Origin of the sequence: Bradyrhizobium sp. CCGUVB23, assembly GCF_024199885.1 — a bacterium.
Classification (GTDB): Bacteria; Pseudomonadota; Alphaproteobacteria; order Rhizobiales; family Xanthobacteraceae; genus Bradyrhizobium.
In genome coordinates, this window is sequence record NZ_JANADQ010000001.1 from 1,050,035 (window position 1) to 1,076,193 (window position 26,159).

31 protein-coding genes and 4 pseudogenes are annotated in these 26,159 nt (G+C 60.0%); 11 read left to right on the top strand and 24 right to left on the bottom strand.

The window, feature by feature from the left end:
* Positions 1 to 40: 40 nt before the first annotated feature.
* Positions 41 to 235, bottom strand: a complete 195-nt coding sequence (locus tag NLN62_RS53275) for a transcriptional regulator domain-containing protein (RefSeq protein ID WP_371932919.1) — start codon at positions 233 to 235, stop codon at positions 41 to 43.
* Between the two features lie 147 nt (positions 236 to 382).
* Complete coding sequence (locus NLN62_RS04885; RefSeq protein WP_371932920.1) at positions 383 to 631, bottom strand: DNA -binding domain-containing protein; 249 nt, start codon at positions 629 to 631, stop codon at positions 383 to 385.
* A gap of 232 nt (positions 632 to 863) precedes the next feature.
* Between NLN62_RS04885 and NLN62_RS04890 the strand changes: the two genes are divergently transcribed.
* Entirely contained in the window at positions 864 to 1,112 is a 249-nt protein-coding gene (locus NLN62_RS04890; protein WP_254113341.1) for a helix-turn-helix domain-containing protein, read from the top strand.
* A 200-nt stretch (positions 1,113 to 1,312) separates the two neighbouring features.
* Here the strand turns inward: NLN62_RS04890 and NLN62_RS04895 are convergent, their stop codons facing one another.
* From NLN62_RS04895 to NLN62_RS04920, 6 genes and pseudogenes are all read right to left on the bottom strand, one after another.
* A complete protein-coding gene (locus NLN62_RS04895; RefSeq protein WP_018454792.1) occupies positions 1,313 to 1,633 on the bottom strand; it encodes a DUF736 domain-containing protein in 321 nt (106 codons plus the stop codon).
* Positions 1,634 to 2,189: 556 nt separating this feature from the next.
* Complete coding sequence (locus NLN62_RS04900; RefSeq protein WP_254107678.1) at positions 2,190 to 2,780, bottom strand: hypothetical protein; 591 nt, start codon at positions 2,778 to 2,780, stop codon at positions 2,190 to 2,192.
* 29 nt (positions 2,781 to 2,809) lie between these two features.
* Positions 2,810 to 3,733, bottom strand: a complete 924-nt coding sequence (locus NLN62_RS04905) for a DUF2493 domain-containing protein (RefSeq protein ID WP_254107679.1) — start codon at positions 3,731 to 3,733, stop codon at positions 2,810 to 2,812.
* Between the two features lie 329 nt (positions 3,734 to 4,062).
* Positions 4,063 to 5,124 carry a toprim domain-containing protein gene (locus NLN62_RS04910; protein ID WP_254107680.1) on the bottom strand — a complete coding sequence of 354 codons (1,062 nt, stop codon included), beginning with the start codon at positions 5,122 to 5,124 and terminating at the stop codon, positions 4,063 to 4,065.
* 32 nt (positions 5,125 to 5,156) lie between these two features.
* Positions 5,157 to 6,392, bottom strand: a pseudogene (locus tag NLN62_RS04915) (strawberry notch family protein); the annotation flags it as partial.
* A 185-nt stretch (positions 6,393 to 6,577) separates the two neighbouring features.
* Positions 6,578 to 6,997: pseudogene (locus NLN62_RS04920) on the bottom strand (DNA-binding protein); the annotation flags it as partial.
* Here NLN62_RS04920 and NLN62_RS04925 point away from each other — a divergent pair.
* Positions 6,896 to 8,413 carry an ISL3 family transposase gene (locus tag NLN62_RS04925; RefSeq protein ID WP_371933100.1) on the top strand — a complete coding sequence of 506 codons (1,518 nt, stop codon included), beginning with the start codon at positions 6,896 to 6,898 and terminating at the stop codon, positions 8,411 to 8,413. The pseudogene NLN62_RS04920 and the gene NLN62_RS04925 sit on opposite strands and share 102 nt — an antisense overlap.
* Here the strand turns inward: NLN62_RS04925 and NLN62_RS53280 are convergent.
* Positions 8,396 to 8,704, bottom strand: a pseudogene (locus NLN62_RS53280) (ATP-binding protein); the annotation flags it as partial. The gene NLN62_RS04925 and the pseudogene NLN62_RS53280 sit on opposite strands and share 18 nt — an antisense overlap.
* An 85-nt stretch (positions 8,705 to 8,789) precedes the next feature.
* Positions 8,790 to 9,695, bottom strand: a complete 906-nt coding sequence (locus tag NLN62_RS04935) for a LysR family transcriptional regulator (protein WP_254107681.1) — start codon at positions 9,693 to 9,695, stop codon at positions 8,790 to 8,792.
* A gap of 114 nt (positions 9,696 to 9,809) precedes the next feature.
* Here NLN62_RS04935 and NLN62_RS04940 point away from each other — a divergent pair, with 114 nt between their 5' ends.
* From NLN62_RS04940 to fabG, 5 genes are all read left to right on the top strand, one after another.
* Entirely contained in the window at positions 9,810 to 10,706 is an 897-nt protein-coding gene (locus tag NLN62_RS04940; RefSeq protein ID WP_254107683.1) for a sterol desaturase family protein, read from the top strand.
* Between the two features lie 238 nt (positions 10,707 to 10,944).
* Entirely contained in the window at positions 10,945 to 11,142 is a 198-nt protein-coding gene (locus NLN62_RS04945) for a bacterioferritin-associated ferredoxin (protein ID WP_254107685.1), read from the top strand.
* Between the two features lie 123 nt (positions 11,143 to 11,265).
* Positions 11,266 to 11,418, top strand: coding sequence for a hypothetical protein (locus NLN62_RS04950; RefSeq protein ID WP_254107687.1), 153 nt, complete (start codon positions 11,266 to 11,268; stop codon positions 11,416 to 11,418).
* 7 nt (positions 11,419 to 11,425) lie between these two features.
* Complete coding sequence (locus NLN62_RS04955) at positions 11,426 to 12,706, top strand: coniferyl aldehyde dehydrogenase (RefSeq protein WP_254107689.1); 1,281 nt, start codon at positions 11,426 to 11,428, stop codon at positions 12,704 to 12,706.
* Positions 12,707 to 12,889: 183 nt separating this feature from the next.
* Positions 12,890 to 13,570: a 3-oxoacyl-ACP reductase FabG gene (fabG, locus tag NLN62_RS04960; RefSeq protein WP_254107691.1), complete on the top strand. Its 681-nt coding sequence runs from the start codon at positions 12,890 to 12,892 to the stop codon at positions 13,568 to 13,570.
* 197 nt (positions 13,571 to 13,767) lie between these two features.
* On the opposite strand, the gene NLN62_RS04965 is transcribed toward fabG, so the two are convergent.
* Complete coding sequence (locus NLN62_RS04965) at positions 13,768 to 14,202, bottom strand: hypothetical protein (protein WP_254107693.1); 435 nt, start codon at positions 14,200 to 14,202, stop codon at positions 13,768 to 13,770.
* 196 nt (positions 14,203 to 14,398) lie between these two features.
* On the opposite strand from NLN62_RS04965, the gene NLN62_RS04970 reads away from it, so the two are divergent.
* Positions 14,399 to 14,764: a hypothetical protein gene (locus NLN62_RS04970; protein ID WP_254107695.1), complete on the top strand. Its 366-nt coding sequence runs from the start codon at positions 14,399 to 14,401 to the stop codon at positions 14,762 to 14,764.
* A 309-nt stretch (positions 14,765 to 15,073) separates the two neighbouring features.
* On the opposite strand, the gene NLN62_RS04975 is transcribed toward NLN62_RS04970, so the two are convergent.
* The 4 genes from NLN62_RS04975 to NLN62_RS04990 form a co-directional block, all read right to left on the bottom strand.
* Positions 15,074 to 15,286 carry a hypothetical protein gene (locus NLN62_RS04975; RefSeq protein ID WP_254107696.1) on the bottom strand — a complete coding sequence of 71 codons (213 nt, stop codon included), beginning with the start codon at positions 15,284 to 15,286 and terminating at the stop codon, positions 15,074 to 15,076.
* A 181-nt stretch (positions 15,287 to 15,467) separates the two neighbouring features.
* Entirely contained in the window at positions 15,468 to 15,875 is a 408-nt protein-coding gene (locus NLN62_RS04980; protein ID WP_371932921.1) for a DNA ligase, read from the bottom strand.
* A gap of 571 nt (positions 15,876 to 16,446) precedes the next feature.
* Entirely contained in the window at positions 16,447 to 16,707 is a 261-nt protein-coding gene (locus tag NLN62_RS04985) for a hypothetical protein (RefSeq protein ID WP_254107698.1), read from the bottom strand.
* Positions 16,708 to 17,937: 1,230 nt separating this feature from the next.
* Positions 17,938 to 18,156, bottom strand: coding sequence for a hypothetical protein (locus NLN62_RS04990; RefSeq protein WP_254107700.1), 219 nt, complete (start codon positions 18,154 to 18,156; stop codon positions 17,938 to 17,940).
* A 17-nt stretch (positions 18,157 to 18,173) separates the two neighbouring features.
* Between NLN62_RS04990 and NLN62_RS04995 the strand changes: the two are divergent.
* Positions 18,174 to 18,316: pseudogene (locus tag NLN62_RS04995) on the top strand (DUF3606 domain-containing protein).
* Between the two features lie 141 nt (positions 18,317 to 18,457).
* Here the strand turns inward: NLN62_RS04995 and NLN62_RS05000 are convergent.
* The 3 genes from NLN62_RS05000 to NLN62_RS05005 form a co-directional block, all read right to left on the bottom strand.
* Positions 18,458 to 18,832, bottom strand: coding sequence for a hypothetical protein (locus NLN62_RS05000; RefSeq protein ID WP_254107702.1), 375 nt, complete (start codon positions 18,830 to 18,832; stop codon positions 18,458 to 18,460).
* Between the two features lie 393 nt (positions 18,833 to 19,225).
* A complete protein-coding gene (locus tag NLN62_RS52905) occupies positions 19,226 to 19,357 on the bottom strand; it encodes a hypothetical protein (protein ID WP_256575882.1) in 132 nt (43 codons plus the stop codon).
* A gap of 96 nt (positions 19,358 to 19,453) precedes the next feature.
* Entirely contained in the window at positions 19,454 to 19,693 is a 240-nt protein-coding gene (locus NLN62_RS05005) for a hypothetical protein (RefSeq protein ID WP_254107704.1), read from the bottom strand.
* A 663-nt stretch (positions 19,694 to 20,356) separates the two neighbouring features.
* On the opposite strand from NLN62_RS05005, the gene NLN62_RS05010 reads away from it, so the two are divergent.
* Entirely contained in the window at positions 20,357 to 20,557 is a 201-nt protein-coding gene (locus tag NLN62_RS05010) for a hypothetical protein (protein WP_254107705.1), read from the top strand.
* Positions 20,558 to 20,708: 151 nt separating this feature from the next.
* Here NLN62_RS05010 and NLN62_RS05015 read toward each other — a convergent pair whose 3' ends face one another.
* The 5 genes from NLN62_RS05015 to NLN62_RS05035 form a co-directional block, all read right to left on the bottom strand.
* On the bottom strand, positions 20,709 to 21,254 hold the full coding sequence (locus tag NLN62_RS05015; protein WP_254107707.1) for a DNA ligase: 546 nt from the start codon (positions 21,252 to 21,254) through the stop codon (positions 20,709 to 20,711).
* Between the two features lie 380 nt (positions 21,255 to 21,634).
* Complete coding sequence (locus NLN62_RS05020) at positions 21,635 to 22,090, bottom strand: hypothetical protein (protein ID WP_254107709.1); 456 nt, start codon at positions 22,088 to 22,090, stop codon at positions 21,635 to 21,637.
* 53 nt (positions 22,091 to 22,143) lie between these two features.
* On the bottom strand, positions 22,144 to 22,557 hold the full coding sequence (locus NLN62_RS05025) for a hypothetical protein (RefSeq protein WP_254107710.1): 414 nt from the start codon (positions 22,555 to 22,557) through the stop codon (positions 22,144 to 22,146).
* Positions 22,558 to 22,670: 113 nt separating this feature from the next.
* Complete coding sequence (locus tag NLN62_RS05030) at positions 22,671 to 24,437, bottom strand: adenylate/guanylate cyclase domain-containing protein (protein WP_254113342.1); 1,767 nt, start codon at positions 24,435 to 24,437, stop codon at positions 22,671 to 22,673.
* A gap of 89 nt (positions 24,438 to 24,526) precedes the next feature.
* Positions 24,527 to 24,772 (bottom strand): hypothetical protein, encoded by a 246-nt coding sequence (locus tag NLN62_RS05035; RefSeq protein WP_254107711.1) that lies wholly within the window; start codon positions 24,770 to 24,772, stop codon positions 24,527 to 24,529.
* Between NLN62_RS05035 and NLN62_RS05040 the strand changes: the two genes are divergently transcribed.
* Positions 24,764 to 24,955, top strand: coding sequence for a hypothetical protein (locus NLN62_RS05040; protein ID WP_254107712.1), 192 nt, complete (start codon positions 24,764 to 24,766; stop codon positions 24,953 to 24,955). The two genes, NLN62_RS05035 and NLN62_RS05040, sit on opposite strands and share 9 nt — an antisense overlap.
* 107 nt (positions 24,956 to 25,062) lie before the next feature.
* On the opposite strand, the gene NLN62_RS05045 is transcribed toward NLN62_RS05040, so the two are convergent.
* The gene (locus NLN62_RS05045) at positions 25,063 to 25,974 is read right to left on the bottom strand and encodes a sensor histidine kinase (protein WP_254107713.1); all 912 of its coding nucleotides are present in this window, start codon (positions 25,972 to 25,974) and stop codon (positions 25,063 to 25,065) included.
* Positions 25,975 to 26,159 lie beyond the last annotated feature (185 nt).

A 26,159-nucleotide genomic window follows, 5' to 3' on the forward strand; every position in this document is an offset into this window, starting at 1 on the left:
TGACCAGAAGATTGACTGCTGATCGAAAGACTTTTGCGGGTCAGCTGCGAAAAGACAACCCCCATTGTTGACGGAAATCGGCGCTCACCGCGCTCGATCGCTGGGCGCTGGTCAGGCCTCTATAGGCCTCCTGGTACCCGCCATCGCGGCGAAGCCACTCCCATGCAATTTCCATTGTATCTGCCCTATAGACACCGTCATAGGCAGACTCTGATCTCCAGTCGAATGATGACATCGTAACTTATTCCCCACTTTACGAGCGCGAGGAATTGCAGCATGAGAAATGCGACTATTTAAGGTTGTAACAATAGGTTTGCCGAATAGACCGATTTGCCTTCGCTATCGGCCATCATCAAGAATACACGTTTGCTTCAAACGAAATTCATCTTTCGTCTTTCGGCCCCTTCTGCAGCAAGTGACGATAGCCGTGGCGCGCGGCCCACTTTGCACGTGCCAGATGACTGTCGAAACTGCGGCGTGCGCGATCCGGATCGAGCGTGGGATCAAGATGAAGGACGATCCGCGCGACCTCGCGCCAGTCGGCGTTTTCCGCATCGGCGTCGAGGAGACGCATATACGTGACAGCATGTTCGTTGTCGTAGGACGTCAGCGTCGGCTCGTCGGGGGCCAAATCCGCAACTACTGGACTACGCGGCGGCACAGCATGAAACTCCTATCGTCCCAGAAGCTTCGACCCAGCGAATCCCGACAAGCATTGTCGTATCGCGCCGCCTACTGGTCTACAGGTTTTATGCATACCAGAGATGAAATATTTTTCGAGTAGCGACGTCGAGGCACTCTGATCGCCTTTTGTAGAGAATACTCCGTGGAGAAATACTCTTCAAGGCGCTGCCCTCTTGGCCATGAAGGTTCGAGAGGTTTTGGCGCTGAATGTGCGGAAGCTTCGGCAGGCAAAAGGCTTGTCGCAGGAAGAGTTGGCGCATCGCGCAAAAATAGACCGCACTTATGTCAGCTCGATCGAAAGATGCCGCTATTCCGCCGGCGTGGATGTGGTGGATCGTCTTGCACGGGTTCTCGGGGTTGAAGCATCCGATCTGCTAGTGCGCCCCACCCCGGACAGCAAAAAGGGACGGAGTTCGTCCCCTGCTTAAGAGTAAAGCCTGTGCCTGAGCGGGCACTCACTTCGCCATAGGCAAGCGAAGAATCGTCAGCCGCTTGCACTGGAACAGAAGTGCACTGCTGGCCGGCACGGGCTCGGCTTTGGCGACAACTCGCGGCACTTTGATCTTGCTTTGCAACCTCGGAAGCAAAAGCCCCGCCCGGATGGTCCGGGCAGGGCTGAGCGGGCGCTCTACTCGCCGTTCTTGCGCGGCCGTGACCAGAGCAGGGTGTAACCCTCGCCACCTTCGTCGTCGAACAGGTTCGCGTAGATCGGCGCGTTGAAGGAGGGGTCGTCGAGCTTAAGCGAGAGGTAATCGCGGCCCTCCTCGGAGCGTTTCGACCAGGCTGCCCCGATCTCGGCGCGGCCCACGTAGATGCGATGGCTCGGGGCGTTGTCGTTGGACCGGTTCGTCTCGGCGACGATGCGGACGCCCTTGGCTTGCAGGCTCAGGGTGACGATCTCGCCCTGGAAATCGTTGCCGACTTTCTTGAAAGATCCGATGTTAGCCATGTCACTTCTCCTGTTGTGTTTCGAGCCCGCGACCACCGCGGCCTCGATGGCGATCTAAAGGCCGAGGACGATCGGCGACGCACCCGCTGTCCGCGGGCCGGAGCCCAGCGGAGGACGCCGTTGGAGCGACTTTCTTGCCTCGCGAGGAATGGGCGCAAGCCCAGGGGAAGAAAGTTGCATCAACGGCGTTGCGGCTCAGACGATCGAGGCGAAGCCGGTCTTCGGCCAGATCAAGCCATCAACGAGGCCACGTGCGTCCGCGTGCTGAACCGCAATCTCGGGAGAAGACGTGGCGTATCTCGGTTGTGCTGAACAAGTGGTCGCAACGGTTCGGTGCAGAAAAAGAAACAATCTGCTGCAAAGGGCGGTCTCGTCTGCGAAGGAATGATCAGGAGCGGGCACGCCGCCCCACGCAGCAATGTGGGTCAAGCCGAAATGGCTGCGGCTTGTTCGAGGCACCTCGAGGAGGACTGCCTCTGCCCGCTCAGGTCCCAATCATCCCTCGCTCAACGCGCCGATCTATGCGCCTCTGTTCGACGAACAACGCGCTGAATGGTTATCCCCCGCGCGTAGCGGCCGTGAGAACTGGTTGAGACGGATCGTCCACCACCCCAGCCGGCTCGAACGGGCGGATCTCCGCAAACACGGTCAAGCGCGTCCACGCCGTGCCGCCGATGCAAACCGCGCCCAGGCAAGCCAAGATCTCACGCCAAGCCGGCGAAAGCACGCCGATCTGCGACATGGCGAACATCACATGATAGCCAGCGACCGCGGCGGGAACAGCGAACGCAGTTGCGATTGCGATGCGCAAGATGAAAGATCGACTGACGGCGACAGCGACCTGAGCGACGGCAAGCGTGAGCGCGCCAGAGGCCATTCCGATAAGCAGCGCGCCAACGACGCCGGCGCCGCCATGAAACGCCATCATCCCGATACTCAGTGCGACGAAAAACGGCAAGGCATATACCGCCAGCGCAAAGATCAGCCAGCAGAACAAGCCGATGCCAACAGTGTTGAGGACAAGCCCAAGGGGAAGCATGGTGGTGGCTCCATGTGCAAAGGTGTAACGGTTGCGCCTTCTACCACCACCGCGGCGCAACTTTGGATGTATTTTCCAAACGAGGCGGAGTTGCGGCGTGCAATCCACCTCGCTTCTTGATATCGAGCAGGCGGCGCTCACGCGCCGCCGAATTTCCAAACCAGGATGCCGAGGCGTTTCGCCTTATCGGCGAGATTGTCCTGAATTCCCGTGCCTGGGAAGTGCATGACACCAATCGGCAGGAGTTCGAGCATGGCGTCATTGCGCTTGAACGGGGCTGCCTTGGCATGTCTCGTCCAATCGGGCCTGAAGGCGATCTGTGAAACCTTGCGGCTGGATGCCCATTTGGAGGCGATCAGTTCGGCACCCTTCGGCGAGCCGCCATGGAGCAGGACCATGTCGGGATGCCTGGCATGAACCTTGTCGAGGCGGTCCCAGATGAGGTGGTGATCATTGAAGTCGAGCCCACCGGTGAGCGCGATCTTCGCTCCTGGTGGCAACATGACCTCGGTCTCGGAACGATGCTTGGCGGCGATGAAGTCTCGGGAGTCGATCATCGCTGCGGTGAGCGTGCGGTGGTTGACCAACGATCCTGACCGAGGACGCCAGAAGGAGCCGGTGTGGACCTCAAATCGTTCGATCGCTTGGTCGCGGAAGAGTTCTAAGCAATTGCGACGCTCAATGAGGGTGATGCCCTCGGCCGTCAATCGCTCGAGTTCGACAGACCGCACTTCCGAGCCGTTCTGCTCGCGCTGGCTTTTTTGCTGCGACTGTTCATTGTCGTCGAGCTGGCGTTCGATACGGTCGACGGCACGGTGGAACAGATTGACGGTTGACCAGAGCAACTCGTCAAGGTCCGGTTCAAGCCGCGTGTCGCTCAGTGTCACAACCAGGGCGTCGAAGATGTCGGCGACGGCGCCGGTGATCACCTTGCCGTTGGGGAGCGGCCGTGGATCGGGCTGGTCGTCGAACGGACGATAACCGAAGAGCTGTAGTTCGGTGAGGACGTGGTCGGTTGAAGACGAGGCGTGCGGTGGTTCGATGTCGTCACGGTCGGTCATGGAGGAGGTCCTTTGCCGGATCGGCCGCGCCCATCGCGGCCTTCGTAGCGATCACTCAGATGGCGAGCGGAACGGGCCAGAACCCGAAAGGGCCGAAGCGGCAGCGGAGGATGGCAGAGGCCGGCAATTTTGCCTCGCGATGCAAAGCGCGCCGTTCAAATGGTGATGTGTGTTCGCATCGCTTGCGCGCGGCGGAAAATAGCCGGCCGCAGCCATTGCCGGCCCGGGCCGCTTGCCGTCCGATCGCCATCTAGAAGGCCGTGGTCGCGGCCCCTTCCGGCATTGGCCTGGCCACGACTGACCTATCACGCTCGATCGAATCGCCGCGCCTATTCGGCGGTTAGCGTCGACGAATGCAGGAAACGGGCGACATCCTCGGGTACGAGCTGAATCCGCAAGGCTGCTCGCAGGGCCTCGAGGCCGAAGACGTGCAGATCTTCGTTGAAGTCGCCGAGGCGAGGCGACAACGTGATCGCCTCGATGCCTGCGTCCGCAGCACGATGCGTCAGGATCGCCTGCACCGTATCTCCTGCGCCGTCGGCATCACGGGCGATGTAGAGCCGACGCAGGCTTGACGGCAGCAGCATCGCCGAGAGGTGATTGGCGGAAAGTGCTGATGCCATTGGCATGGTCGGAAGCACGTAGCGCAGCGACAGCATGGTTTCGATCCCCTCGCCTGCAGCGAGCACGTCGTCCGCCACGTCGAAGCGAACCGCATTGCCAAGGAGGTCACCCATGGCGCGCCGCGGTGTATCGATCGGAGCCTTGCCGAGCCGAATGCGATCAAAGCCGTCCGGGTCGAGCCAGGTGCGGTGTACGCCGGTGATCCTGCCATCGAGATCCGTGACGCAAGCGATCATCGCCGGCCAAGTCTCGGTCGGCAATTGCTCGTCCGGCCGATAATAGCAGCGTGGGTGGAAGCGGAGGCTGCCGCCATAATGGATGTTGGCTATTCCGCGACGTTGCAAATACGTCTCGACCACCGTCTCTTCGATCGGGCCGGACATCGCAAAGAGCCGACGGGCGGCATCCTGTGATCCGGATGGTACTAGCGAACGAATGGGTCTCGGAGCCATTTGCTGCTCAAGACGAGGTAGCTTCAGAAAGCGCCTCGCCTCCTCGGCGACCTCGCGGAAATCGCGCAAACTAAGGCTTTCGCGAATGATGTCGAGGAGATCGCCGTGCTCGCCGGTTGCGGCATCAATCCATTTGCCGGCGGGGCCTTTCCTCGATTCCTGGAGCCGCACGAATAACGAGCGTCCCGGCGTGTTGTGGACGTCGCCGACCACCCAGTAACGTCCGGCACGCTTGCCATTGGAGAGATAGTGTCGGCACACCGCCTCGACCTCGTGCGCGAGGCGGCGTGCCAGTTCGGATGCATCGCGGGGCATCAGGCTGCCTCCCGCTCGCAGGCACGCTCGACGTGCTGGAGCCTCAGGCCCGCGCGCCCCTGCTGAGAGGCCGCCTGGTCGCCGCGCTCGCCCTTGCCGCCAACCGCGTTCTGCATGGCGTGGCTCTCGTCGAAGACGATCGATCCATCGAAATCCGAGCCCAACCATTCGACGATCTGCCGCACGCGCGAAAGCTTTTCGCCGCGCTCGTCGGTGCGCAGCGTGGCGTAGGTGGTAAATAGGATGCCGTCCGAAAGCCGGATCGGGGGGCGCTGGCGAAACCGCGACAGAGGCGTGACCAGCAGCCGCTCCATGCCGAGTGCAGACCAGTCCTGCTGCGCATCTTCAATCGGTTGGTCGGATTTGCTGATCCAGACCGCGCGGCGGCGGCCCTTGAGCCAGTTGTCGAGCAGGATGCCGACGACCTGACGTCCCTTGCCCGCGCCGGTGCCGTCGTCAAAAAACCAGCCGCGGCGAAAGCGGACGGCATTTTCTGCGTCATCGCGCGCGGCCGCCACGACATCAAAGGTCGCATCGACCGTCCAGGAGCCCGCGAGAAAATCGGAACGCGCCTCGCCGGCATAGATGATGCTCTCAAGCTGAGCGTCCGACAGGATGCCATCCGCCACGACGTTGGCCGGCAGGTGCGGCCGATAGGAAGATCTTGGCGGTGCGACGGATGCCATCGCAGCCGACTGCACGAGCTTGGTCGGATGTGCGCACGATCCGGGAATACGGATCGACTGCAATCCGTATTCTTCATAGAGAGCATCGGAGAGTCGGGTGCCTTCCCGCGCCGACCATTCGATCGTCTCGTATGAAAGTTCTACACCTCCTGGCGTAATGCCGGCTGCGGTCCATGCCGCCAGCTTGAGCGGGATCGGCGTCGAGAATTGCTGAGGCGCCTGACTATCTTCGGAGCGCCGCGTGTGGGTCGGCAGAAGACCGGCCACTCGCGCAAGCATCGGCAGGATGGCTGTCGTCGAGCCAGCCTTGGCGCGCATGGCGGGGCCGAACTTGCGAAGAAACAGAACGGTTGCCGCCTCGCAGATGTCGTAGGCGGTCTTCCAGTTCCAGGCACCGGCCGCGTCCGCGGCGTCGAAGGCTACCTCTATGGCGCTGCGCAGAACGGCGGCATTGATGCGACGGCCGCGTTCCAGATCGGCCAAGAGCTGTCGAGCGGCCCGGATGGCGGCGGAGGTGAGACTTGCAGCGGCACGGATCGAGGACGGCGCGGCGGCAGCGCCGCCGGCGAGAGTTTCGGTCATGGGAAGATTTCTCTCGGAGAGCAGGAATGGGTCGAACCGCCCGGCGCTCTCCTCAAGACCACGGCGATTCAAACCCTTCCCGGCCAGCCTCTCCCTCTCAGCTGCCCTCAACAAAAATGGGGACCGGCGCGGCTCACGGGTCCCCAAGCAACTGCCGGACTGCAGGAGCCGCCCGCTCCACGATGTTACTCAGCCGCGTTGAGATGTTGCGGATCCTCGTCGCTGGCGTTCGCCGGATCCTCCTCGTCGGCGAGGAATTCTGGCAGCGGGCTCGCCTCGCCCTCCTCCTTCGCTACTGCCGCAGTGGTGTCGGCGAGACGCAGCGGCTCTGGCAACCAGCCCGAACCATCGAGGAGACGCTCGGCCTCCTTGGCCATGTCCGCCTTCTTCAGGTGGTCAATCAGTTGCGCGGAAGATTCGCCTTTGGCTTCCAGCACCGCCTCCAGAATACGAGGCTTCGTGACCCGCCCGAGATAGTTGTCGACCGTTGGCCTCCACCCAGCCTGAACCAGATCAAGTCCGACTGCGCGCGCGAGGACGTCGGCCTGGTCGAGCCGCGTGCGAACGCCCTGAGCGGAGACGCGCCCCTGATTGTAACGGTTTCCCGACGTGTCCATAGCCACTATCGAAGACACGTGACCGATTTGCCGCTCTCGGGGCGGATGGTCCAGCTTCTGGTGATCGCTCGCCGCTTCCGCTGCGACGCCGTCCTGTGCGGGCGCGAAATCTTCACTGAGCGCTTTGCCGAAGGGGTTCTGGCGCCGTCGGCGCGACGCACGGCGAGGCTGGAGTCTATCGTTCATCACCTTGGTCTGGCGCTTGGCGGTCGACCGGCAGCAGGCTTCGCAAAACGGCTGTTGCTGCCGGTAAGCAAGGATACCCTCCTGCGCGTGGTCCGACGCCGTCACCGTCCGCCGGCTGACCCGCTCAAAGTTATCGGCATTGATGATTGGGCCTGGCGGCGCAATCACCGATACGCCAGCATCATCTGCAACCTGGAAAGGCGCCGGATCGTCACCCTGCTGCCAGATCGTGAGCCGGCGACCGCCCAAGCCTGGCTCGCCGCTCATCCCACGATCGCGATCGTCGCCCGCGATCGCGGCGGGGGATATGGCGAAGCTGCGGCAAAGGCCCTGCCGCACGCGGTTCAGGTTGCAGATCGTTGGCATTTGATGGAGAACGCCAGTCGAGCCTTCCTCGATGCCGTCCGCAAATCGATGCGCCAGATCCGCAGCGCAATCGGGGCGACAACAATCGATCCCAAACTGCTCACTGCGGCCGAGCGCTTGCAGTATGAAGGATATCTTCGCCGCGAAGAGACCAATGCGACGATCTTGGCCCTGTCGAAAAGCGGAACGCCGATCAAGCAGATCGTGCGCCAAACCGGTCATAGCAGGAAACTGGTTCGACAGGTGATCCGTGGCGAACGCCATGATGTCTTCCGAACTCGGCAGAGCTCGCTCGATCAGCACCTGCCATGGCTCGACGATCAGTGGGCCGCCGGCTGCCGGAACGGCGCTGAACTTTGGCGGCGCCTAAGGGCGCGCGGCTTCCGAGGCTCCCTTCGTGTGGTCGGCGAATGGGCAACACGCAGACGGCAGGCCGAAAAGGTCGATGTCGAAAACCTTCACCGGATCCCGTCGGCCAGAACGATCGCTCGTCTCATGACGGTCGGACGGGATACGCTCTCGAAGGCAGAGACGGTCACTGTCGCGGCGATCGAAGCTGGCGTACCAACCCTGGTCGAGGCACGCGAGATCATAGCCGAATTCCACTTGATGATCCGGCGCAGAGCCGCCGCCGAGTTGTCACGATGGATCGAGCGCGCTCGCGCCAGTCTCGTAGCCTCATTCGCCCGCGGCGTTACGAATGATGAAGCGGCGGTTCGGGCGGCGATCACCTTGCCTTGGTCCAACGGACAGACTGAAGGTCAGATCACCCGCCTCAAACTCGTCAGACGGCAAATGTACGGCCGCGGCAAAATCGATCTGCTTCAAGCCAGACTAATCGGCGCAGAATAAAGCGGAGCTGCACCAAAAATGCGTCAGAGCCCAAATTTGACCCCTCAATTTTGCCCCCTTCGTGCGGCGTGGTTTGCTGGTAACGCTCGGCTCGTCGGGGCTGGCCGGGGTTGCGGAGACGAGACGAGCACAGGTTGCTTGGTCATAGTCGCGGCTTTTGAATCGCCAGCTATCGTTCCCGGTCTCGGCGATGTCACAGTGATGGGTCAACCGGTCTAGCAGTGGGGTAGTCATCTTGGCGTCGCCGAACATGCTGGGCCCTTCTCCGAATGCGAGATACGAGCCGGCGACGGGTTGGCTTTGGTAAGAAAATTGTCTTAGGGGTATGAAGAGGCCGGCATTCCGCACCGGACCATGCGTCGGTGCTATAGGGCGCCTACACGTTGATCTCGCCCGCGGCCCGCACAATCGCTGCAATGGCTGCCTTGGCTGCCGGCGACGAGGTTCTCCCTCGCAAACGCACGATGCCCGTGCTCGACGGCGGCGACAGCCAGCCCTGCACGACAAGCCGGACGAGCGCGCCGGATTCCAGCTCCTCCCGTACCGCCGCGTTCGTCGCACCCAGAACGGTATCTGTGGTGAGCGCGACCGTCTTGAGCAGGCCGTAGTTGTCGCACTCGAGCGCAATGGTGGCCTCCTGGCCCTCAGGCAGGCCCAGCAGGGCGGCCAGGTCCACCTTTGAGGGGCTGAGCAGCTTCGGTACCGCGAGACCGTACGCCCAGACTTCCTGCAACGTGTGCTTGCGCCCGGCCAGCGGATGGCCTGCCCGCACATACAGCTCGGCCGGCTGCCCCCCGATCAGCTGGATGTCCAGCGCGGCATCCCTGGGCATGTCGCGCACATCGGCGGCAAAGAACTCGATGTTCTCGTTACGCAGGCTCTCCAGCAACTGCACCCAGTTGCCGACCTCCATGCGCAGCGCCACCTGCGGATGCTGGCGGCGCAGCGCCACAAGTGCGCGTGGCATCAGGGTGGCCGTCAGCAGCGGCCCGACACCGAAGGGTGTCTCGCCGAGCTGGCTGTCGCGGTAAAGATCCACGTCGCGCTGCAGGCAACGTGCCTCGAACAGCAGCTTGCGCGCCCGCTCGATGACGAATTCGCCGGCAGGGGTGGGGCGGACATCACCAACGTCGCGCTCGAACAGACGGATACCCAGGTCGCTCTCGATGGCCTGGATGCTGCGGCTGAAGGCCGGCTGGCTCAGATGGGCGACTTCGGCGGCGCGGGCGAAGTGCAGAGTGTCGGCAAGGGCGACGACGTGGCTCAGGCGGCGCAGATTCATTGCATTGCTCTCTATGCATTAGAACAATGAATATTATGCATTGGACGCATTGATATGGCACCCCTAAAGACGCTTTCACAACCCAAAACATGAGAGCGGTAGGAGACGCCCCATATGAGCTCGCAGCTGCAATACCTCCTGTTCGGCGCCTGCATTCTGGGCTTTGCCGCCATGGAGTTCATTACCCGGCGCTACCAGGCCACCGTGCGTGGCAACGCGACAGTCAACGACACCTGGCTAGAGGTGCTGATGTTCGTCAGCCTGATCGCCATCACCCAGCCGATCGCACTGCTGGGTAGCAACGCGCTGTGCAACTGGCTCATGCCCGCGCAGCACAACGCCTGGGCCAACCTGCCGTGGTGGGCCATGGCCGGCCTGCTGCTGATCGGCGATGACCTCACGCAGTACCTCTGGCACCGCGCCTCGCACACGCCGTTGCTGTGGCCGCTGCATCGCGCGCATCACAGCGCGGCTTACATGAGCGTGCGCATGACCTACCGTAACAATTTCTTCTACTATCTGATGATGCCGGGCCTGTGGATCGGCGGCGTGGCGGTGTACCTTGGTTTTGGTCCGATCTACGCGGCGTACCTGGTGATCAAGCTGGCGGTCATCCTGGGCGCGCACTGCGCCTGGGCGTGGGACGCGCCGCTGTACCGCATCCGCGCTCTGCATCCGGTGATGTGGCTGCTGGAGCGCACCATCTCCACGCCGGCCACGCACTGGGCGCACCACGCGCTCACCAACGAAGATGGTATCGGCCACTACAAGGGCAACTTCGGCAACCTGCTGTTCTTCTGGGACGTGCTGTTCGGCACGGCGCATATCACACGCAAATATCCAGCCAAGACTGGCCTGCAGGATGACATCCTGTTTGGCCCGGAGCGCTGGACCACGCAGATGTTCTACCCGTTGGTCCACTCCAAGCGCGAACATTCGGCGCTGCGCCCCGGCGGCTATGGCTTCACCGAAGCCGACTCACAGACCGAAGCTAAACAGGAGGCTGCATGAACGACCGCGCCAGGTTCGACGTGCTGGTTGCTCCCGCCCGTGTCGGTAGCGCAATCGAGACGCAGCAGTAGGCGTTCGCGATGCCTCGGAAGCAGCTAAAATGCGCAGCCATCTGGTCCGCGAGCGGCCTCATGGCCACGCCGAGATGACCCGAATGGAAACCATCATGCTTGCGGCTGGGTGGAGCACCGCTGTGGCGGCCTTCATCCGACTCATTGGTACTGGTTAGGAGAAGGCAATGATCGTCTGTTCTTGCAATGTGTTCAGCGACCATCAGGTGCGGTCAGTGGTCGCAAAAGAGGCGCGACGGCCCCGTATGAGCGACGTGTACGCCTGCCTCGGATGCAGCGCCCAGTGCGGCCGCTGCGCTCACGCTATCAAGCGGATCATGGATGAAAGGCCCGGCCCCGTTCATGCGAACGCAAGCGTGCACTAAGTTGGAGTTGATACAGTCACGGTCACCCGCGGGCCCTCCTGCTTAAAAACTTCGACACCATCGCCGCTGGCCTGCGCCCCTTGCCGCGGTCGGCAGGCGAAAAACCAAAAGAAAGGGAACATCATGAACGTGCCTGTCAATTCCCGTTCGATCGGCATTCCCACTGAATTTCAGTCCTGCTTTGACAAGCAGCGTGCGGCTTACCTGGCGGCACCGGAGCCATCCTATGCTCAGCGCATTGCTGACTTGAAGTCGCTGACTTCTGAAAGACAATAAGGACGAGTTGATCGCAGCGATCAACGCCGACTACGGCAACCGGTCTGAATTCGAGACGCTGTTTGCGGAATATTTCGTTGTCCTCGAAACAATCGTCGACGCCACAAAACATTTGAAGAAGTGGATGAAGCCGCAGCGCAGACATGTTGACTTCATGACCTATCCGCTCGCGCGCAATCGCGTCATCCCGCAGCCGCTCGGCGTTGTCGGGGTCATCGTTCCCTGGAATTTTCCGCTCAATCTCAGCTTCTGCCCGCTCGCAGCGATTCTGGCGGCCGGCAATCGAGCGATGGTCAAGATGTCAGAAAATTCAAAAGCGCTCGCCCAGGTTCTGATGCGCGTTTCCCCAAAGTATTTTCCGATCGAGAAGCTTGCTTTTTTCGAGGATGGCGGCGGACGAGGACCGGGATTCTCGTCATTGCCCTTCGACCATCTGCTGTTCACGGGATCCAGTGCTACCGGTCGCTCGGTCATGGCCAACGCGGCCCGCAACCTCACCCCTGTCACGCTTGAATTGGGCGGCAAGGCACCTGCGATTGTTGGGCCTGACTTCCCGGTCAAGACAGCGGCGGAGCGCATTCTCTGGGTGAAGATGTTCAATGCCGGTCAGATCTGTACGAATGTCGACTACATGTTTCTACCCAAAGGGAGTGAGGACGAGTTCGTCCGCCATTGCCGGCGACTGTTTGCCGAGCGCTTCCCGGACATCAATGGGCAGGACTATACGTCGATCATCGATGAACGGTCTTTCACGCAGCTGCAGGCGACGTTGGAGGATGCCCGTGCAAAGGGCGCGGTCCTCGTCAATCTTGCTGAACAGCAGATTCCGGACGCGAAGCATCGCAAATTTGCACCGCACCTCGTGCTAAATCCGACGGAAGACATGATTGTCATGCAGCGCGAGATCTTTGGCCCGATCTTGCCGATCAAGACGTATGCAGATCGGCAGGAGGTCGCCGACTATATCAATGGTCACGACCGCCCGTTGGCAATCTATCCATTCACTCACAATGCCGAACTGCGCGACTTCTACATCTCGCGGGTCATGTCGGGTGGCGTATCGGTCAATGAAGCGCTCCTGCACGTCGGCCAGCACGACCTGCCATTCGGTGGGGTCGGGGCGAGCGGCATGGGCCATTACCACGCGCGCGAGGGGTTCAATACCTTTTCAAAATTGCGCCCGGTCTTCTACCAAGGCCCGCTCTCGCCGATCCAAATGCTATTTCAGCCGCCCTACACCGGTCTCGCAATGAGCGTCCTGCAGACGATGATCAAGTGGAAGACGTGACGCGTGACCGTGGCAGATCGCGCCAATGATGTGCGCCGCAAGCCTGAGCAGATGCTAGGCTTCATCGGCATCATCCCAGTATCCTCGCGGTCGATCTCAGCCAGGGCGGCGCACATGCAAATGAAGCTCTGCTGACTATTGTGGCTGCGGCCTCGATTCATTCTCATTCGCACGGAGACCACGATGAAAGGTAAAGTGTTTGTCATCACCGGCGCGTTGGGCGCGCTTGGCAAGGTGACCGCCGAGGAAGCCCTTTCGCGCGGCGCGCGAGTCGCCGGTATCGATCATGCTGCGTCGCAGCTCGCGGCAACAGCCCAGCGGATCGAACTCGGCCGCATCGATTTGACCGATGCGGCACAGGCGAAAAAGGCGATCGATGCCGCCGCCGCTCATTTCGGCGCGATCGACGCGCTGATCAATATTGCCGGCGGATTTACCTTTGAGACCATTGCCGACGGCGATTCCAAGACCTGGCAGCGCATGCATGCTCTCAATGTCGAGACCGCGCTGAATGCCTCGCGCGCGGCGATCCCGCATCTTCTCAACTCGCGAGCGGCCCGCATCGTCAATATCGGTGCCATGAGCGCCCTGCAGGCCGGCTCCGGCATGGGTCCTTATGCGGCCTCGAAGGCCGGCGTGCATAAGCTGACGGAGTCAGTAGCTGTTGAGTTGAAAGGCAAGATTACCGTGAATGCGGTGCTGCCCTCGATCATCGATACTGCGGCAAACCGCGCCAGCATGCCGGAGGCCGATCCTGCCAAATGGGTTGCGCCGAAGGAACTCGCCGATGTCATCCTCTTCCTGGCGAGCGACGCCGCCAGCGCCGTTACCGGCGCTCTGCTGCCGGTCAACGGACGGGTCTAAAGCGCGGTTACGCCGCAGCGTCCTGGGACAGCTGCGAGGACGGAAGTCGGCATGTCGCCTTCGGGTCGCAGCGGCCTACGGTAGTTGCCGCGCAGATGGTCAGCCGCTTGGATGAGGACCCACCGACCGCACTACTCGGCGGCCCGCTCCGTAACACAAGGGCTTCCTGACCGGCGCGATGAACGCGAACACCAAAGCTAACGGCGAAAGACTTCCGCAGCATCCTGTCGCGCTTCACGTCCGAGGCGATGGCCGCTAACTAGGCGCGAACGACAACGAGATACCGCATCGATGCGGCGGCGCCCGGTGTGCGCGTTGATCGAGGTCCAGATCGCTCTGCGATCTGCAAAAAACTCCGGCTGGCAATGCCAGTTGTTGCCGGGCCGCTGCATCGCCGAGACCGCGGCGTAGTGGAGGCGGATGTCGTACTTGCCGGCCCTGCGGTGCCACACCGCCATCGCCGGGGCTGGAGCAGCTGCCACGGTACGGCTGAGGTCCCCGCCGTTCACGCGGGCGGGCCTGCTTTCTGGACGCTGCTTGCTAGGCTTCGATGCAAGAAACAGCGAAGTGCTGGCAAATTGATGCAAACGCTTGTTTGGCTTCAGCAGTCTGAAAGCAAAACCGCGTCCCAACCTCCCCGCGCTCGACCCACCAGTCGATTTTATTTCCTCGCGAAATGCGGGATGCTTCTCCGCGTAGCCGATCTAGCTGGCTTCCAACAGCTCGTACAATCAAACAATTCGTCTTTGCCATGGAAAACTCCTCGTATAAAAGCAACGGCAAACACCAACCTCCGTTCCTAGGTGAGCCTGATTCTTCAACCGGGCGGTGGAACGACTCTTCGCAGAGCTAGTCATCTCCATGCTCTCGGTGAAAGCCCCCAGAGAAACCACGCCGAGAGAAAACCTTCCTACAAGGTTGGCGGCCTCGGCATCCCTCTCGCTGGGGTCGCTTGTCGGAGAGGCGGCGCGTTTCGTGATGTTAAACGAGGCACTTCTGGATGAGCTGAGACAGCTGGAGCGCGACACTGTTGAGGGTGAGCGGCGCCTCGCGGAACAGGAGGCGTTGGTCATTAGTTTGAAACGGCAGAATCAAGACACCAGCAACGCTCAAGCCGAACTGGAAGGATTGCGTGAGAACCAGCGCTGCCTTCAGCAAGATCGTCATCGCATCTTGTCGCTGCTGCAACCGTAAGTCCCTGATCGTGGCTTTCCGTATGTCCAAAAGTGAACATAACTCATCCGCATTCCCGGGTATGCTTGAGGTCATGCTCACGCAAGCGCGCCCGAGCGAAGCAGTCAGACCGCGGCCTCCTTCCTGCGACGACTGCCGCATGCCAGCTGCGTTCAGAACCGAAATTTCTCAGGCGCGAGACGGCCAGTCTGTACGCGTGTACCAGTGCGCCAACTGTGCGAAGATTATCTGGGGCGATTAGGCGGTCCCTCAACTGCCGGCCTCGTCTTTAGCCGCCTCGAGCCGTACATCATAATCGTGCGCCGGAGTTCAGTCTGACGCTTTACGCCCCTTAGTAGTCAGCTCGTATCGATCGTCGTTCTTCATCAGCCAACCGCCCTCGACCAGGCGGAGCGCAAACAATTTCTTGCAAATTGGATGAAAGGCGCCGGGGTGATAGATCTGATCGTTTCGCTCGATCAGGTAGCCGTAGAGCCGGGCCTGTCGCAAAGTCCTGCGTACCCCTTCTGAAAGCACCATCATAACGCGTTCAAGCGTCGGCCTGACAGATCGTTTCTAAGAATGGCGAGGCACTGCGGTGTTGCTTATTGCCGCACGCGGTCTCAGCTCACGCTCCATCGCGGGATGGCTGCGATTCTTGACCTTGATCCAGAACTTTTGCCGACCGCCGCGGTATGGCCGATCGGTGCTTGGAGACTAGGCCCTAGAGGCCCATTCGGCAGGCTGCCCGGAATAGGTCCGGCCCGATCTCTCCGCGCTCGAAAGGCGCCACAATGATCCCATCCGGTCGGCGCGCCAACAGCCGCTCCAGGTTGGTCTTGCGAAGGTGCAGCGGCAGATCGCGAAGGTCGTCACCATCCATCGCAAGTATAAACGCGTAGAGCTGGACTTCGTGATCGTGCTTGCGGGAATGCAGCGCGTTGAAATCGGAAATGCCGTCAACGCCGAGAATCACAGCCTCGCCGTCGATGACGAAACGCTTCTGACGATTCTTAAGCGCGGCCTCGGCGATCCACGGGTACCGCTTCGTCCAGTCGCTCCCGTTGCGGGACAGCAGGCGCACGCGTTCGTCCTCACGGATGACCAGCATCCGGTAGCCGTCGTGGTTCACCTCGTGGAGATCCAGTCCGGCCCTGAAGGGACCTGCCTGCCGGCGGTCGCCAAGCAGAGTCTCGTACATCATACGCATGGCCTGAAAGATAGAATTTTTCCAGCGCCTTTGGCGTCGGGAACAACTGGCAATGTTGGGCCATCTCTGTGCAAAAGTGAACCTTCAGCGCTAGGAGGTGTCAGCTAGGACTAAACAGCGCGCGAGTGGCAATGCGAAACGGCTCCAGCATTCCGGATTGAATGCTGGAGCCGCTTGTGACCGTATTTCTTATAGAGAGTGAGATACGAACTAGGCTGGGCCGAATATGTTTCCTCGGGTTCTAAAAAACGGAGGCCCCAGTTCAGGGGGGACAAGCTGGGGCCATTCGTCACGCGGGTACCTGACGGGGACCAGGTACTGCGGCTACAACCTGCCTCCGAAGTTCTTCGTTCCTTGTAAGGCTCAAAGAATCGGAATCTGAGCTCCGCTTCTACTCTGTCCAAAAGTGGACATAGCAAGATCCCCGACCAGTCTATGCTTGATCTGCTTGGTCCACCCTATTACGCCAAGCTACCTCCAACGGCCCCGGCATCTAGGGTTGTGCTGGGGCCGTTTTTACGTCGGCTTTTATCAGCCGCACATAGGTCCCGCTCTCGTGCAGCTGCTCTAGCCCTTGCTCTATTACGCGCAGGTCCTCCTCAACGTGCCTCAGAGCCGGACGCGGATTGATGCCGGGGGCGGCTTGTAGGCCTCCGAGCAACTGGCGCCGAAGTTCACGCATGTCCTCCAATGCTCGGCGGTTCTTCAAACGTACATAAGCGGAAACGATCGATTCGATGGTGTTCGATGGCATGGGTGCTCCGAAAATACGCTTCCTGAAAAATGCGCTCGGGCTGGAAATACAGATCCCCGCAGCGCGGTATTTTCTAACTAGGCACTGAAATCCCAGTTCATTTTTACTATGCAATGGGCATGCCACAGGTTTGTGACGGTCCCGACAGATCGCGCGCAGGTGGCACTTAGCGGGCCCGTCCAATCCGCTGCACTTGCAACTAAAAAGATGGCCTTTGGGCAAATTTGGCGAATTGCTGATAAACGTTTATTGTTCCCTTTAACGTTGTGGGTGGATGCAAAGCCGTGAGCCTGTATTTGTTGACTCTCGCGGGATGCGTCGTTGGTGGTCTCCTTCTGCTCGCATTTGGCCGATAGGACCGGCGCGGGCGCATCAGTTGCCGCGAATCACCATTCGAAGACGGAAATCAAAATTTCCGGCTGGTTAGTTTTGACTGTGCACGGGTGTGCGCATTCACTTCCAGCATGGACGCGATCATTTTTTGGATTTCCGTCTTTATCCTTGCAGTGGGCGCGGCGATCCTGATCGCCCACGCGATCGACGCTTTCCGCTCTTGAAACTGGTTCTTGCCCGCCGTCGTCGGTCTGTCCACTTTTGAACATTCGAGTCGGGCCGCGCCGTCCGTTCCAAAGTAAGAAAGCGAACAGATTGGGCGGCCCGAATCAATCTAGCGTCGCGAGGCTTGGCAAATCCCAAATACCGCCAAGGACCTCCAACGGCCCCGGCCCCCATCTCACCCAGAAGGCCCCACGGCCGGGGCCGTCTTTACCCGGGGCCATCATTCGTGGTCATCGCGTCAAGTGCCCCAGCAAACCGGTTTGCCCCGGCCGGGGCATCTTGATCAGAGTTGCTATTTTTCATTGTCGGCCCGTGTCAGCGACTCTAGGAGCTTCCGAGCCTGCTCTTCTGACAATTCGCGAGCCAAGCCGCGTTCTAACCTAGCAGGCCCGCGACACTTTCTATCCCAGACCATCCACTTGCCCGCCACAGCGCCTTTCCTCAAGACGAAGCGAGACGTGGTTGCCTGCTGGTCGGTCATTTTCCCTTCGCCCTCAGCCCGATCTCTACAAGCCGGCGGATGGCCTCGGAGCGGCCTGGCTTATCGGCGCCGCGAGCACCAATTTTAAACGGCCCCCAATTGGGGGGCCGCCAACCCGACGATGCGGGTTTTCCTCCAGCAGTCGGGGGGCACCTTTCGGCTGGGGGCTCCAAAAAAGTAACTCTGCCAAGTCATGTATTCTCCAACTCTGAGGAGGTAACTCTTCTAGTCAGGGGAACGTCTTGCTTGCGTTGATGTTCGGTGATGCCAACATATTCAGCGACTTGTTTTTGCGGCAAAGAAAGGAGGTGCTCTCCCTTTTTGATGGTCATCCCTGCGGCGTGGGCTTTCGCCTGTTCCTCGGCGGTGGTGCTGTCGACCTGTTCGGGGCGCGTGCGGCGGCTCAGCATGTCGTCCCAATAGAAAAATCGAGAGCCAGGACTACGAGGTTCGTTATGAGGCCAAGAAAACTGGCAGATCCTCGCAGGCAGTGAAGAAGGCGGTCAAAAGGTTGGTGTTAGCCGGAAGAAAGTCGAGCGCAGCCTCTCCCGCGGAAAGCACAGCACGTAGAAACGCTAGTGGACCTGGAGCGGTTGAGAATGCTCGACGGTATCAATCACTGCGCGATAGAGATTTTCCGCGATCCTGCGGCGACGGCCTTTGGCGCCTCCTACTTGGCAAGGCACGATCATTGCGGTCCATTTTGGTGCCTTAGGGTTCTTCTTCAATTTCGTCAGATGCCGGAAGCTGAGCGATTTGATTGATGCATTCACCCAGGCAATCGATCACCGACGCTGTCTGAGCAAATAAGGGTGGCGGCATTCCCGCTAAATCGTCCCATCTGTCTGACCAATCGGGTTGCGCAATATAATCGCCAAAGGGATATGAAAAGGCCAAATGCGCATTAGAGCGCTGGTCCTCTCGCAAGTGAGAGGCCAGCAATGGGATCACGGCCTTTGCTACAGTTACTGCAGCGAATTGATCGGCTGGCGACATGGCCTGCTTAAGCTGCTCGATTAGGAATGTTAGCGTGTCCTCAATGCAGTGGCGAAGCTTGGTGGAGCTCTTTTCTGGACCGTCATTCATTTCGCCCTCGCCTTCAGCCCGATCTCGACCAGCCGCACAATGAGGGAATGTCCTGTAATCTGGGACTGAGGGCAATAGGCCGCGTTGGCGGACGCCATCATAACTCCCGCGTCATCGCGGGATGCGTCCGGTTTTTCACCTTAACCCAATGATCGCAGCGGCCAGCCCGATAGGCACGATCGCGATGCTTCGAAACCAACCCTTTCAATCGCCCGAACGTTCCCATTCGGCCCCATGCGGGGCTTCCAAAATCTTGGCCCCAACCCGGTGAGGCTAATCCGAGGTTGAGGCCAAGTTGCCCAAGCCAGCGGTCTTCGGGCCACTCTGTGTCTTTGGAGTTCGGATCGCTCGGATCAGAGGACCTGTAGTCCCTCCGAGGTAGTCCGGCTGCGTTCAGCCCGATCTCGGATCTTCGAAGAAATGGCGGGACTCGGCACGCAGCCGCTCTACAGCATCTCTCACCGCATCAAGTGAGTTTCGCTGATCGTCGCGCAGATAACCCGCCGCGATCAGCTTCTGGATCAAACGAAGGCTGTACTCTGAATAAGGAAGCTCGCTCGAGTTAGACATTTACCCGGCCCATTTCTTCGCCGAACACTGCCAGCCGGCGGGATGGCCACCCTAGACCGCGCCCATTTTCACGCAGATCGCCCAAGCAATGACAAATGCAGGGAGAAAGAGGAAAAACCATACGATGCCGTTCGGCTCGCGATGCGGTGCGAACTCACGGTTTGCGTCCGTCTCACGGCCATGGGGCACGTCTGAAAAGACCTGACTTGGGCGTCTACGTCTGGCTGCCTTCTTTAGGAGCTGCTTGACGGCGGTTTCGTGCTCGACTGTCGTGGCGTCTCGATCGGACATCCGCGCGTTACCTCCTAACCAACTATCCAAAGCGCGGAAACGACCGCGCATAGAAATACAATCCGGCTACGATAGCGAGACCGATGAGGAGGCGTTTCTGGCAAATCCGTCGACGGTCCTCGCCGCCATAGCAGCGCAAGCATCGTGCAAAAGCAGACGGCCCCGGCCCAGGGCTGGCAATGCCGGAGCCGCCCGCTCCTCCACAGCGCCCATCCAGAGCGCAATGCCACCATATCGGGAAAAAGTGGCAACGGGGAAACCATCTATGGGTATCCCACCGTATTTGGGTTGCCAGCCAACGGACGACTCCGCTTCACTGCCTCTCCGCGGGGGCGTTGGCATCGCTGGGCGGTTCAGCCGGCGATGCTGGCGGCGGAGTTTCCGGCGCAGCCGTGCAGTCGCCCGCCCATAGCTTGGTGCCCCTTACCGTGCCAACCAACTTGCAACCCATTGGCGCTTGCTGCTTTGCCTGAACTGGTGGCCTTTTAGCCGCCCTCGGTGGAGCAGTTTGAGCAAACGCGCTAGTCGAAAAGAGCAGTGCGACAAGTCCGATCAGCGGCTTCATGGTCATCCCCAGAGTTATTTCCCGTTCGCCTTCAGCCCGATCGTGACCAGACTGATGGATCGCGCCCACCTTCACACAGATCGCATAAGCAATCACAAATGTATCGCGCACGCGACATGATTGAGTTGGCGGCGCTGGACAGGATGAACCCAGCAATAGTTCGTCAACGATTGAGGAGCATGCTGGAAAAGTCGCGGTGGGGGATGATCCTTGAGCCCAACCACCCTTCTCACAGCCGCGACTGGATAGAACGAAAGCCCGTCGGCGAAAATGCCGGCGGGTTTTTCTGCCATGTGTGAACCACCTCACAAACGCAGCAGGGATCGTCTGCTACTGACGGTCCATTGTTTCACCTAGGTCATACTTGAGATACGCCCCCGGCGCGCAAACGCTGGGGGTTTTTCGTGGACTTCTAGAGCTCGCGCTTCATCGCGGGATGGCTGCGGTTCTTCACCTTAATCCAGTGCTTCTGCCGGCCGCCGCGGTACGGCCGATCCGATGCTTCGACACCAAGCCCTCGAGCCCCACACGGCAGGCTGCCCGGAATTGGTCGGGCCCGATCTCGCCCCGCTCGGACGGAGCAACCGTGATCCCATCCGGCCGTCGCACCAGCAGCCGCTCCAGGTTGGTCTTACGAAGGTGCAGCGGCAGAGCGCGCAAGTCGTCGCCGTCCATCGCGAGGACATCGAACGCGTAAAGCTGCACCTCGTGGTCATATTTGCGGGAGTGCAATGCGTTGAAATCGGAGATGCCGTCAACGCCAAGGATCACGGCCTTCCCGTCGATGACGAAGTGCTTCTGCCGGTTCTTCAGCGCAGCCTCGGCGATCCAGGGATAGCGCTTCTTCCAGTCGCTGCCGTTGCGCGACAGCAGGCGGACGCGCTTGTCCTCCCGGATGATCGGCACCCGGTAGCCGTCCGCTTTCATCTCATGAAGCCAATCCGGCCCCGATGGGACCTGCTTGCCGGCGGTCGCCAGGCAGAGCTCGTACGCCATACGCATGTCCTAAAGATAAGAATTTCAAGAGCCTTTACGAGTTCGGAACAACCGGCAATTTTGTGTGTTCTCGACGTGCTCCGCGCCTGCCGAAAGTCCGCAAGGCCAAAGCCCACCGGGCATGCAGAGCGCTCCAGAAGGATCAAGCAAAACAATCGCCGCGCCTCGCCGGTGGCTTTGAGCTTGTAGAGGAACGGCGCGTTGATCTTCTCGATATGGATGCGGCCGTCTTGCACCGGCTCGATGCCGGCGGCGATCTCGACCGGCTTGCGCGCTGCGGCTTCCGGGTTGGCGAAGGGACGTTCGGTGGGTGATTTCTGTCCCAGATAAAAATCGGTCCTCCGGTATGCTATTTCTAGCTTTCATCACCTTGAGTCAGCCTACGTCGTTTTTTCATCGTGTTGCCTGACAATCTCTGTCATCCGATAAAACCGATAGCTCAAATGAAATCCAAGAAAAACCCAAAAAACCCCACCGATCATTGACCAAAATGAGAACACGCCGACGACGCCTTCAAATATCGTGTACAGGCCAAAAAATCCGATGATGTATAGCGAATAGAGATATGGAAGAAGTCCGAGCTGAACTAGGAGAGTCTTCCGCCTCTGCTTGCGATCCACTGATACAAGAAAAAAGTAGGTAAAAAGACCTACCGAGGCAGCAACGCCGCCTAGAACTGGTGCGTAAGTGTAAAAGTAGTGATCTAGAGACCAGCCCCATCGAATGAATCCGACGATACCGTAAATCATTACAACAAGAATGGGCACTTCGATTCTGGCAGCGACGATATCGCCTTTCGTACCCCTCAGCTCGGGTGCAACAGTAATGGACTCCATTTTAGATGATCTCCTTCTAGGCATTGCCAGCAGCCGGCTTGGCTAAATGAGATTCACCGCTCCCCCGGCCACCAATGCGATGGCGGATCGCTCGCCGAGATCTTGGTTCTCCGCAGCGCAACGAGATGACTTCTCTTATACGGATAACCCCGCAGCTCCGAGCAATCCTTGCACCGGATGTAGCGCTCCAGCTCATGAACCGGCGTTGACTTCGGCCGCCGCACGATGTCGAGAGCGACCGGCTGATTGGTGTCGCAACCGAGACATCGGACTTCCAGGTAGCCGTAACCGGCATTGAGCGCGTCGCCGAGCGTCGGCGATGGCTGCGCCGGTCCTCGAAAGCCGAGCATTCGTTTGTTCCACGCCGCGACGGCGAGCGCGTCGGCTTCCTTGCGCGCGTTCGCCGCGCGCTCAGCTGCCGCCCGGACTGACGCGCCGTAAATAGTCTCACGTGATTTGGTGCCCATGGCGAGAGGATGCGACGAGCGATCCGGGGCGGGCAAGCCGCTACGGGTTGCGGTGGATAACAGATCGGATACAACGGACACGACCAAGGGCCGAACCTCAAGCTGTGAACTCATCAGCCCTCAGGCACCTCGGCCAACCGCATTCCCTCGCAGATGCGCTCACGCCCAGCGAGATAAGCGGGATTGTCGGTCGATGCGCCATCGTGAAACCGACGAATGGTGAAGGTTGGATCGAGTGCAAGCCCTGCCTTTGCTGCGGCCTTCGCTTGGTCCAGCGAGCCCAGCAGCGCTAAGGCGGCAGCGAGAGAAATATGACTGATGGGATAGTTTCGATTGACCTCGATACTTCGGAGTAGCGCGCTTGCGGCCTCAGCATCGTGACATAGCTGAAGTTTCGCGAACCCGGCCACCAGAAACCAACGGAAAGCGACGACATCGCGAGGAGAGAGGCGGATCGCTTCACGGATGTGGGCTTCGGTTTCCTCACCACGCCCCACGAAGTACTTACCGAGACCAATGAAGCTGTGTCCGTCGGCCAAATTACGGTCCAGTGCCAACGCATGTTCGCATTCCGCTAAGCCTTGAGCCGCGCGGTTCGTATACATTTGAACGGCGCCCAAGAGCATATGGGCAAACGCATGGTTCGGCACGTGGGACAATGCCTTCATTAAATTTGTTTCTGCCATAGCAAGTCTTGCAGCGCGATCATCGGCTATGAAGGCCCCCGGAACCGCCATATCAACACTCGCCACACCCACCATTGCTTCGATATTTAGAGGGTCCAGCGATAACGCACGCTCAAAAAGGCTCCGCGCCTTTGCCATATGTTCTGGAGTAAGCCCTTTGTTCCACCAAGCCTTGCCCTGAAAGTACAAGTCCATCGAGCTGGGATTTGATGAACGTTCCGAGCGTCGGGCCTCAGCTGTTATGAGTTCGGCATTTAGAGCGTTGGCGAGCCACGATACGATTTCATCCTGCATGTCAAAAACGTCGGCAACAGGCTTGTCAAAACGCTCGGCCCACAGGTGGTTACCCGTTTCGGCATCGATCAACTGCACGTTCACCCGGAGGCGATTGCCGCCACGTTGCACCGAGCCTTCAAGCACATAGCGGACATTCAGTTCGCGCCCCAGTTTTTTTGCGTCGATGGCCTTGCCCTTGAACGTAAACGCGGTGTTGCGCGCGATCACGAACGCACCCGAGATGCGGGACAGATCCGTGGTCAGGCTCTCGGTCACCCCGTCCACGAAGTATTCTTGCTCGGGATCGCCACCGATGTTCGCGAACGGTAGCACCACGATGGACAGGTGCGGAGCAGAAGCTGTCAGGGGGCTGGTTTGCTGAGCGCCGTTCGCACGAACACCAACCGCATAAGCATGGACTGGCCGCGCGATGTTCTTGAGCGTCTGTTCGCCAAGATCAGTGAACTCGACCGCGACCTTCTCGCGAACCTGTTCGTAGGCGGATGACGAGATGCAGATACCACCGGGCTCCGCGATGCCCTCTAATCTTGCCGCGACGTTGACACCGTCCCCGAGGATGTCGGCGCCCTCGATCAGGATGTCCCCGAGGTTGATCCCGATCCTGAAAAGCATCCGGCGATCAACCGGCACCACTTCGTTCCGTTCGGCCATCACTGCCTGAACAGCAACTGCGCACTCGACTGCATCGACCACCGAGGGAAACTCAAGCAGTACACCGTCCCCCGTGGACTTCACGAGGCGACCGCCGTGCCTTGCTACCAGCGCATCGATGACGACGCGGTGCTCGCGGACTGCTCGGGCCGTGCCGGCTTCGTCGGCCCCCATGAGCCGGGAATAACCGGCGACATCCGCCGCCAGCACCGCCGCCAATCGCCGCTCGACGCGCCCGCCCGCCACGGAGGCCCTCGCTGATCCACTTTGGGCATCAAACCACAGGGGATTGGGCACTTCCAGAGCGAGAAAGCGCCCGAAGGCGCGGTCGAAGGTCACGGGTCGAGCGGCTCGCCGCTCTCGTCGGCCTTCTGGAGGCAGAGGTTTGCGATTTCCGTGCGCACCTCAAACACAATCCGCTCGATGCTGCGCCGGGTCGCCAGATCGCAACGCGGCGCGCACCGCGCAGGCAGGCTCGACAGGGCGGTCAGCGTGACACCAGCGAGTTGATCGATCAGTGCATCGACATCCTCCCGGCGCACCGGTTCGCGCCGCTTCTCCATCAGACGCAGTTGCAGCATCTCGGTCTTTGCCCTGACGTGATCAGCGTCGGCCTCACTGCGCGGCGATTGCTGCCGCTCGCGCCGCAGATGTCGCGGGTAGGCAACGCGGCTCTGGTCGAGCGGGAAGCCGCCACGTTGGCGCTGGATTACGCCTTCGGCTTCGAGTTTGCCGATGTGGGCACGGCTGCAATCGAGGTGTAGCGCGAGTGCCGACGCGGTGACGGGCCCGTCATCGTTCGCTCCTGTTGCGTCGGGGACAGGATAACTCACTTCCGCTTCCGGGACATAGCGGACGATTAGCGAAACCCCTATAGCTTGGGCTTCTGCATCCGAAGTTCTACGCGACAGCCCGGCTGTGCATCCGAATACACTAGCTTGCCGTTTAACTGTTGAACCAGTAGCGCGACTACCTTCGAGCCGACGCCTTTCCTCGATTGCTCGGGGCCGGGCATTCCGACACCATCGTCTGAGACCGAGATTACCAGTTCGTCGTCTGCGTGGAGCTTGATGAGGATTTGCCCCGGTCGCTCATCGGGAAACCCATACTTGATACTGTTCGTAACCAACTCATTGATGATAATCGCGATTGGTACTGCGACCTCGCTGTGCGCGTACGCTTCGTCTAGCTCGCAGCGTACCGCGACTGGCTTCTCGCCGCCAAGCAACATCAGCCTGCGCACAATGTCGCCGATGTATTCCTTCAGGTCGACAATCTTCGTCTGGTCGCGCAGCATAAGATGATCATACACTTCGGCCATCGTTTGGATGCGCTGCGACGTCTCTTCTAGCGCGTCGGATACCTCCGGCCCGAGAGTACGAGACTGCAATCGCACCATTGCGCTGAGCATCGCGAGATTATTCTTAGTCCGGTGCGCCATCTCTTGGAGCAAGAGCGACTTAGATCGCTCTGAAGCGACCACTTTTTCCATCTCTTTGCGAAGGAGCTCGGCAAATGCGGCGAAGGCGAACCCTACAAAAACAAAGAAAACGAGCGGAAGTGCGAGCGTGGAAGTCCATTGCGTACGCAACAGCCACAGCACGCCCGCTACTGCCAGCAGGGTAGCGAAGAATGCGCTTCCTCGATCAAACATCAAACCTGCGAGAAAAATCGCGGGCAACAGAATGTACAGACCGATGAAGCCGCTTTGCGCTTCCATCGCGGCGAATACGGCGAGGCTGCACGCCATCAGAAGCGCTGATACGCCGTAGCGTGCTGCCAAAGGCTGCGGTCTGGGGGCAAAAGGGATAAGAGGCTTTCCATCACGGGGAAACCGCCAACTAATCGCCGCTGTTCCGGCCCGTTCGTTGCGATGCGGAATTCTGATCGTTATCGGGGCGTAGCAGACATTGAATAGGCCTTCCCTGCAACTGCAACCACGAATTTTCTCGCGGCAGATATTCTCAA

Bases quoted from the DNA above. Each gene is read 5' to 3' on its own strand.
- NLN62_RS53275 (WP_371932919.1), bottom strand. From the start codon at position 235: ATGTCATCATTCGACTGGAGATCAGAGTCTGCCTATGACGGTGTCTAT.
- NLN62_RS04890 (WP_254113341.1), top strand. From the start codon at position 864: ATGAAGGTTCGAGAGGTTTTGGCGCTGAATGTGCGGAAGCTTCGGCAG.
- NLN62_RS04895 (WP_018454792.1), bottom strand. From the start codon at position 1,633: ATGGCTAACATCGGATCTTTCAAGAAAGTCGGCAACGATTTCCAGGGC.
- NLN62_RS04905 (WP_254107679.1), bottom strand. From the start codon at position 3,733: ATGACCGACCGTGACGACATCGAACCACCGCACGCCTCGTCTTCAACC.
- NLN62_RS04910 (WP_254107680.1), bottom strand. From the start codon at position 5,124: ATGCCCCGCGATGCATCCGAACTGGCACGCCGCCTCGCGCACGAGGTC.
- NLN62_RS04935 (WP_254107681.1), bottom strand. From the start codon at position 9,695: ATGAATCTGCGCCGCCTGAGCCACGTCGTCGCCCTTGCCGACACTCTG.
- NLN62_RS04940 (WP_254107683.1), top strand. From the start codon at position 9,810: ATGAGCTCGCAGCTGCAATACCTCCTGTTCGGCGCCTGCATTCTGGGC.
- NLN62_RS04945 (WP_254107685.1), top strand. From the start codon at position 10,945: ATGATCGTCTGTTCTTGCAATGTGTTCAGCGACCATCAGGTGCGGTCA.
- NLN62_RS04950 (WP_254107687.1), top strand. From the start codon at position 11,266: ATGAACGTGCCTGTCAATTCCCGTTCGATCGGCATTCCCACTGAATTT.
- fabG (WP_254107691.1), top strand. From the start codon at position 12,890: ATGAAAGGTAAAGTGTTTGTCATCACCGGCGCGTTGGGCGCGCTTGGC.
- NLN62_RS04975 (WP_254107696.1), bottom strand. From the start codon at position 15,286: ATGATGGTGCTTTCAGAAGGGGTACGCAGGACTTTGCGACAGGCCCGG.
- NLN62_RS04985 (WP_254107698.1), bottom strand. From the start codon at position 16,707: ATGCCATCGAACACCATCGAATCGATCGTTTCCGCTTATGTACGTTTG.
- NLN62_RS04990 (WP_254107700.1), bottom strand. From the start codon at position 18,156: ATGCTGAGCCGCCGCACGCGCCCCGAACAGGTCGACAGCACCACCGCC.
- NLN62_RS05000 (WP_254107702.1), bottom strand. From the start codon at position 18,832: ATGAATGACGGTCCAGAAAAGAGCTCCACCAAGCTTCGCCACTGCATT.
- NLN62_RS05005 (WP_254107704.1), bottom strand. From the start codon at position 19,693: ATGTCCGATCGAGACGCCACGACAGTCGAGCACGAAACCGCCGTCAAG.
- NLN62_RS05010 (WP_254107705.1), top strand. From the start codon at position 20,357: ATGTATCGCGCACGCGACATGATTGAGTTGGCGGCGCTGGACAGGATG.
- NLN62_RS05015 (WP_254107707.1), bottom strand. From the start codon at position 21,254: ATGGCGTACGAGCTCTGCCTGGCGACCGCCGGCAAGCAGGTCCCATCG.
- NLN62_RS05020 (WP_254107709.1), bottom strand. From the start codon at position 22,090: ATGGAGTCCATTACTGTTGCACCCGAGCTGAGGGGTACGAAAGGCGAT.
- NLN62_RS05025 (WP_254107710.1), bottom strand. From the start codon at position 22,557: ATGGGCACCAAATCACGTGAGACTATTTACGGCGCGTCAGTCCGGGCG.
- NLN62_RS05035 (WP_254107711.1), bottom strand. From the start codon at position 24,772: ATGCTGCAACTGCGTCTGATGGAGAAGCGGCGCGAACCGGTGCGCCGG.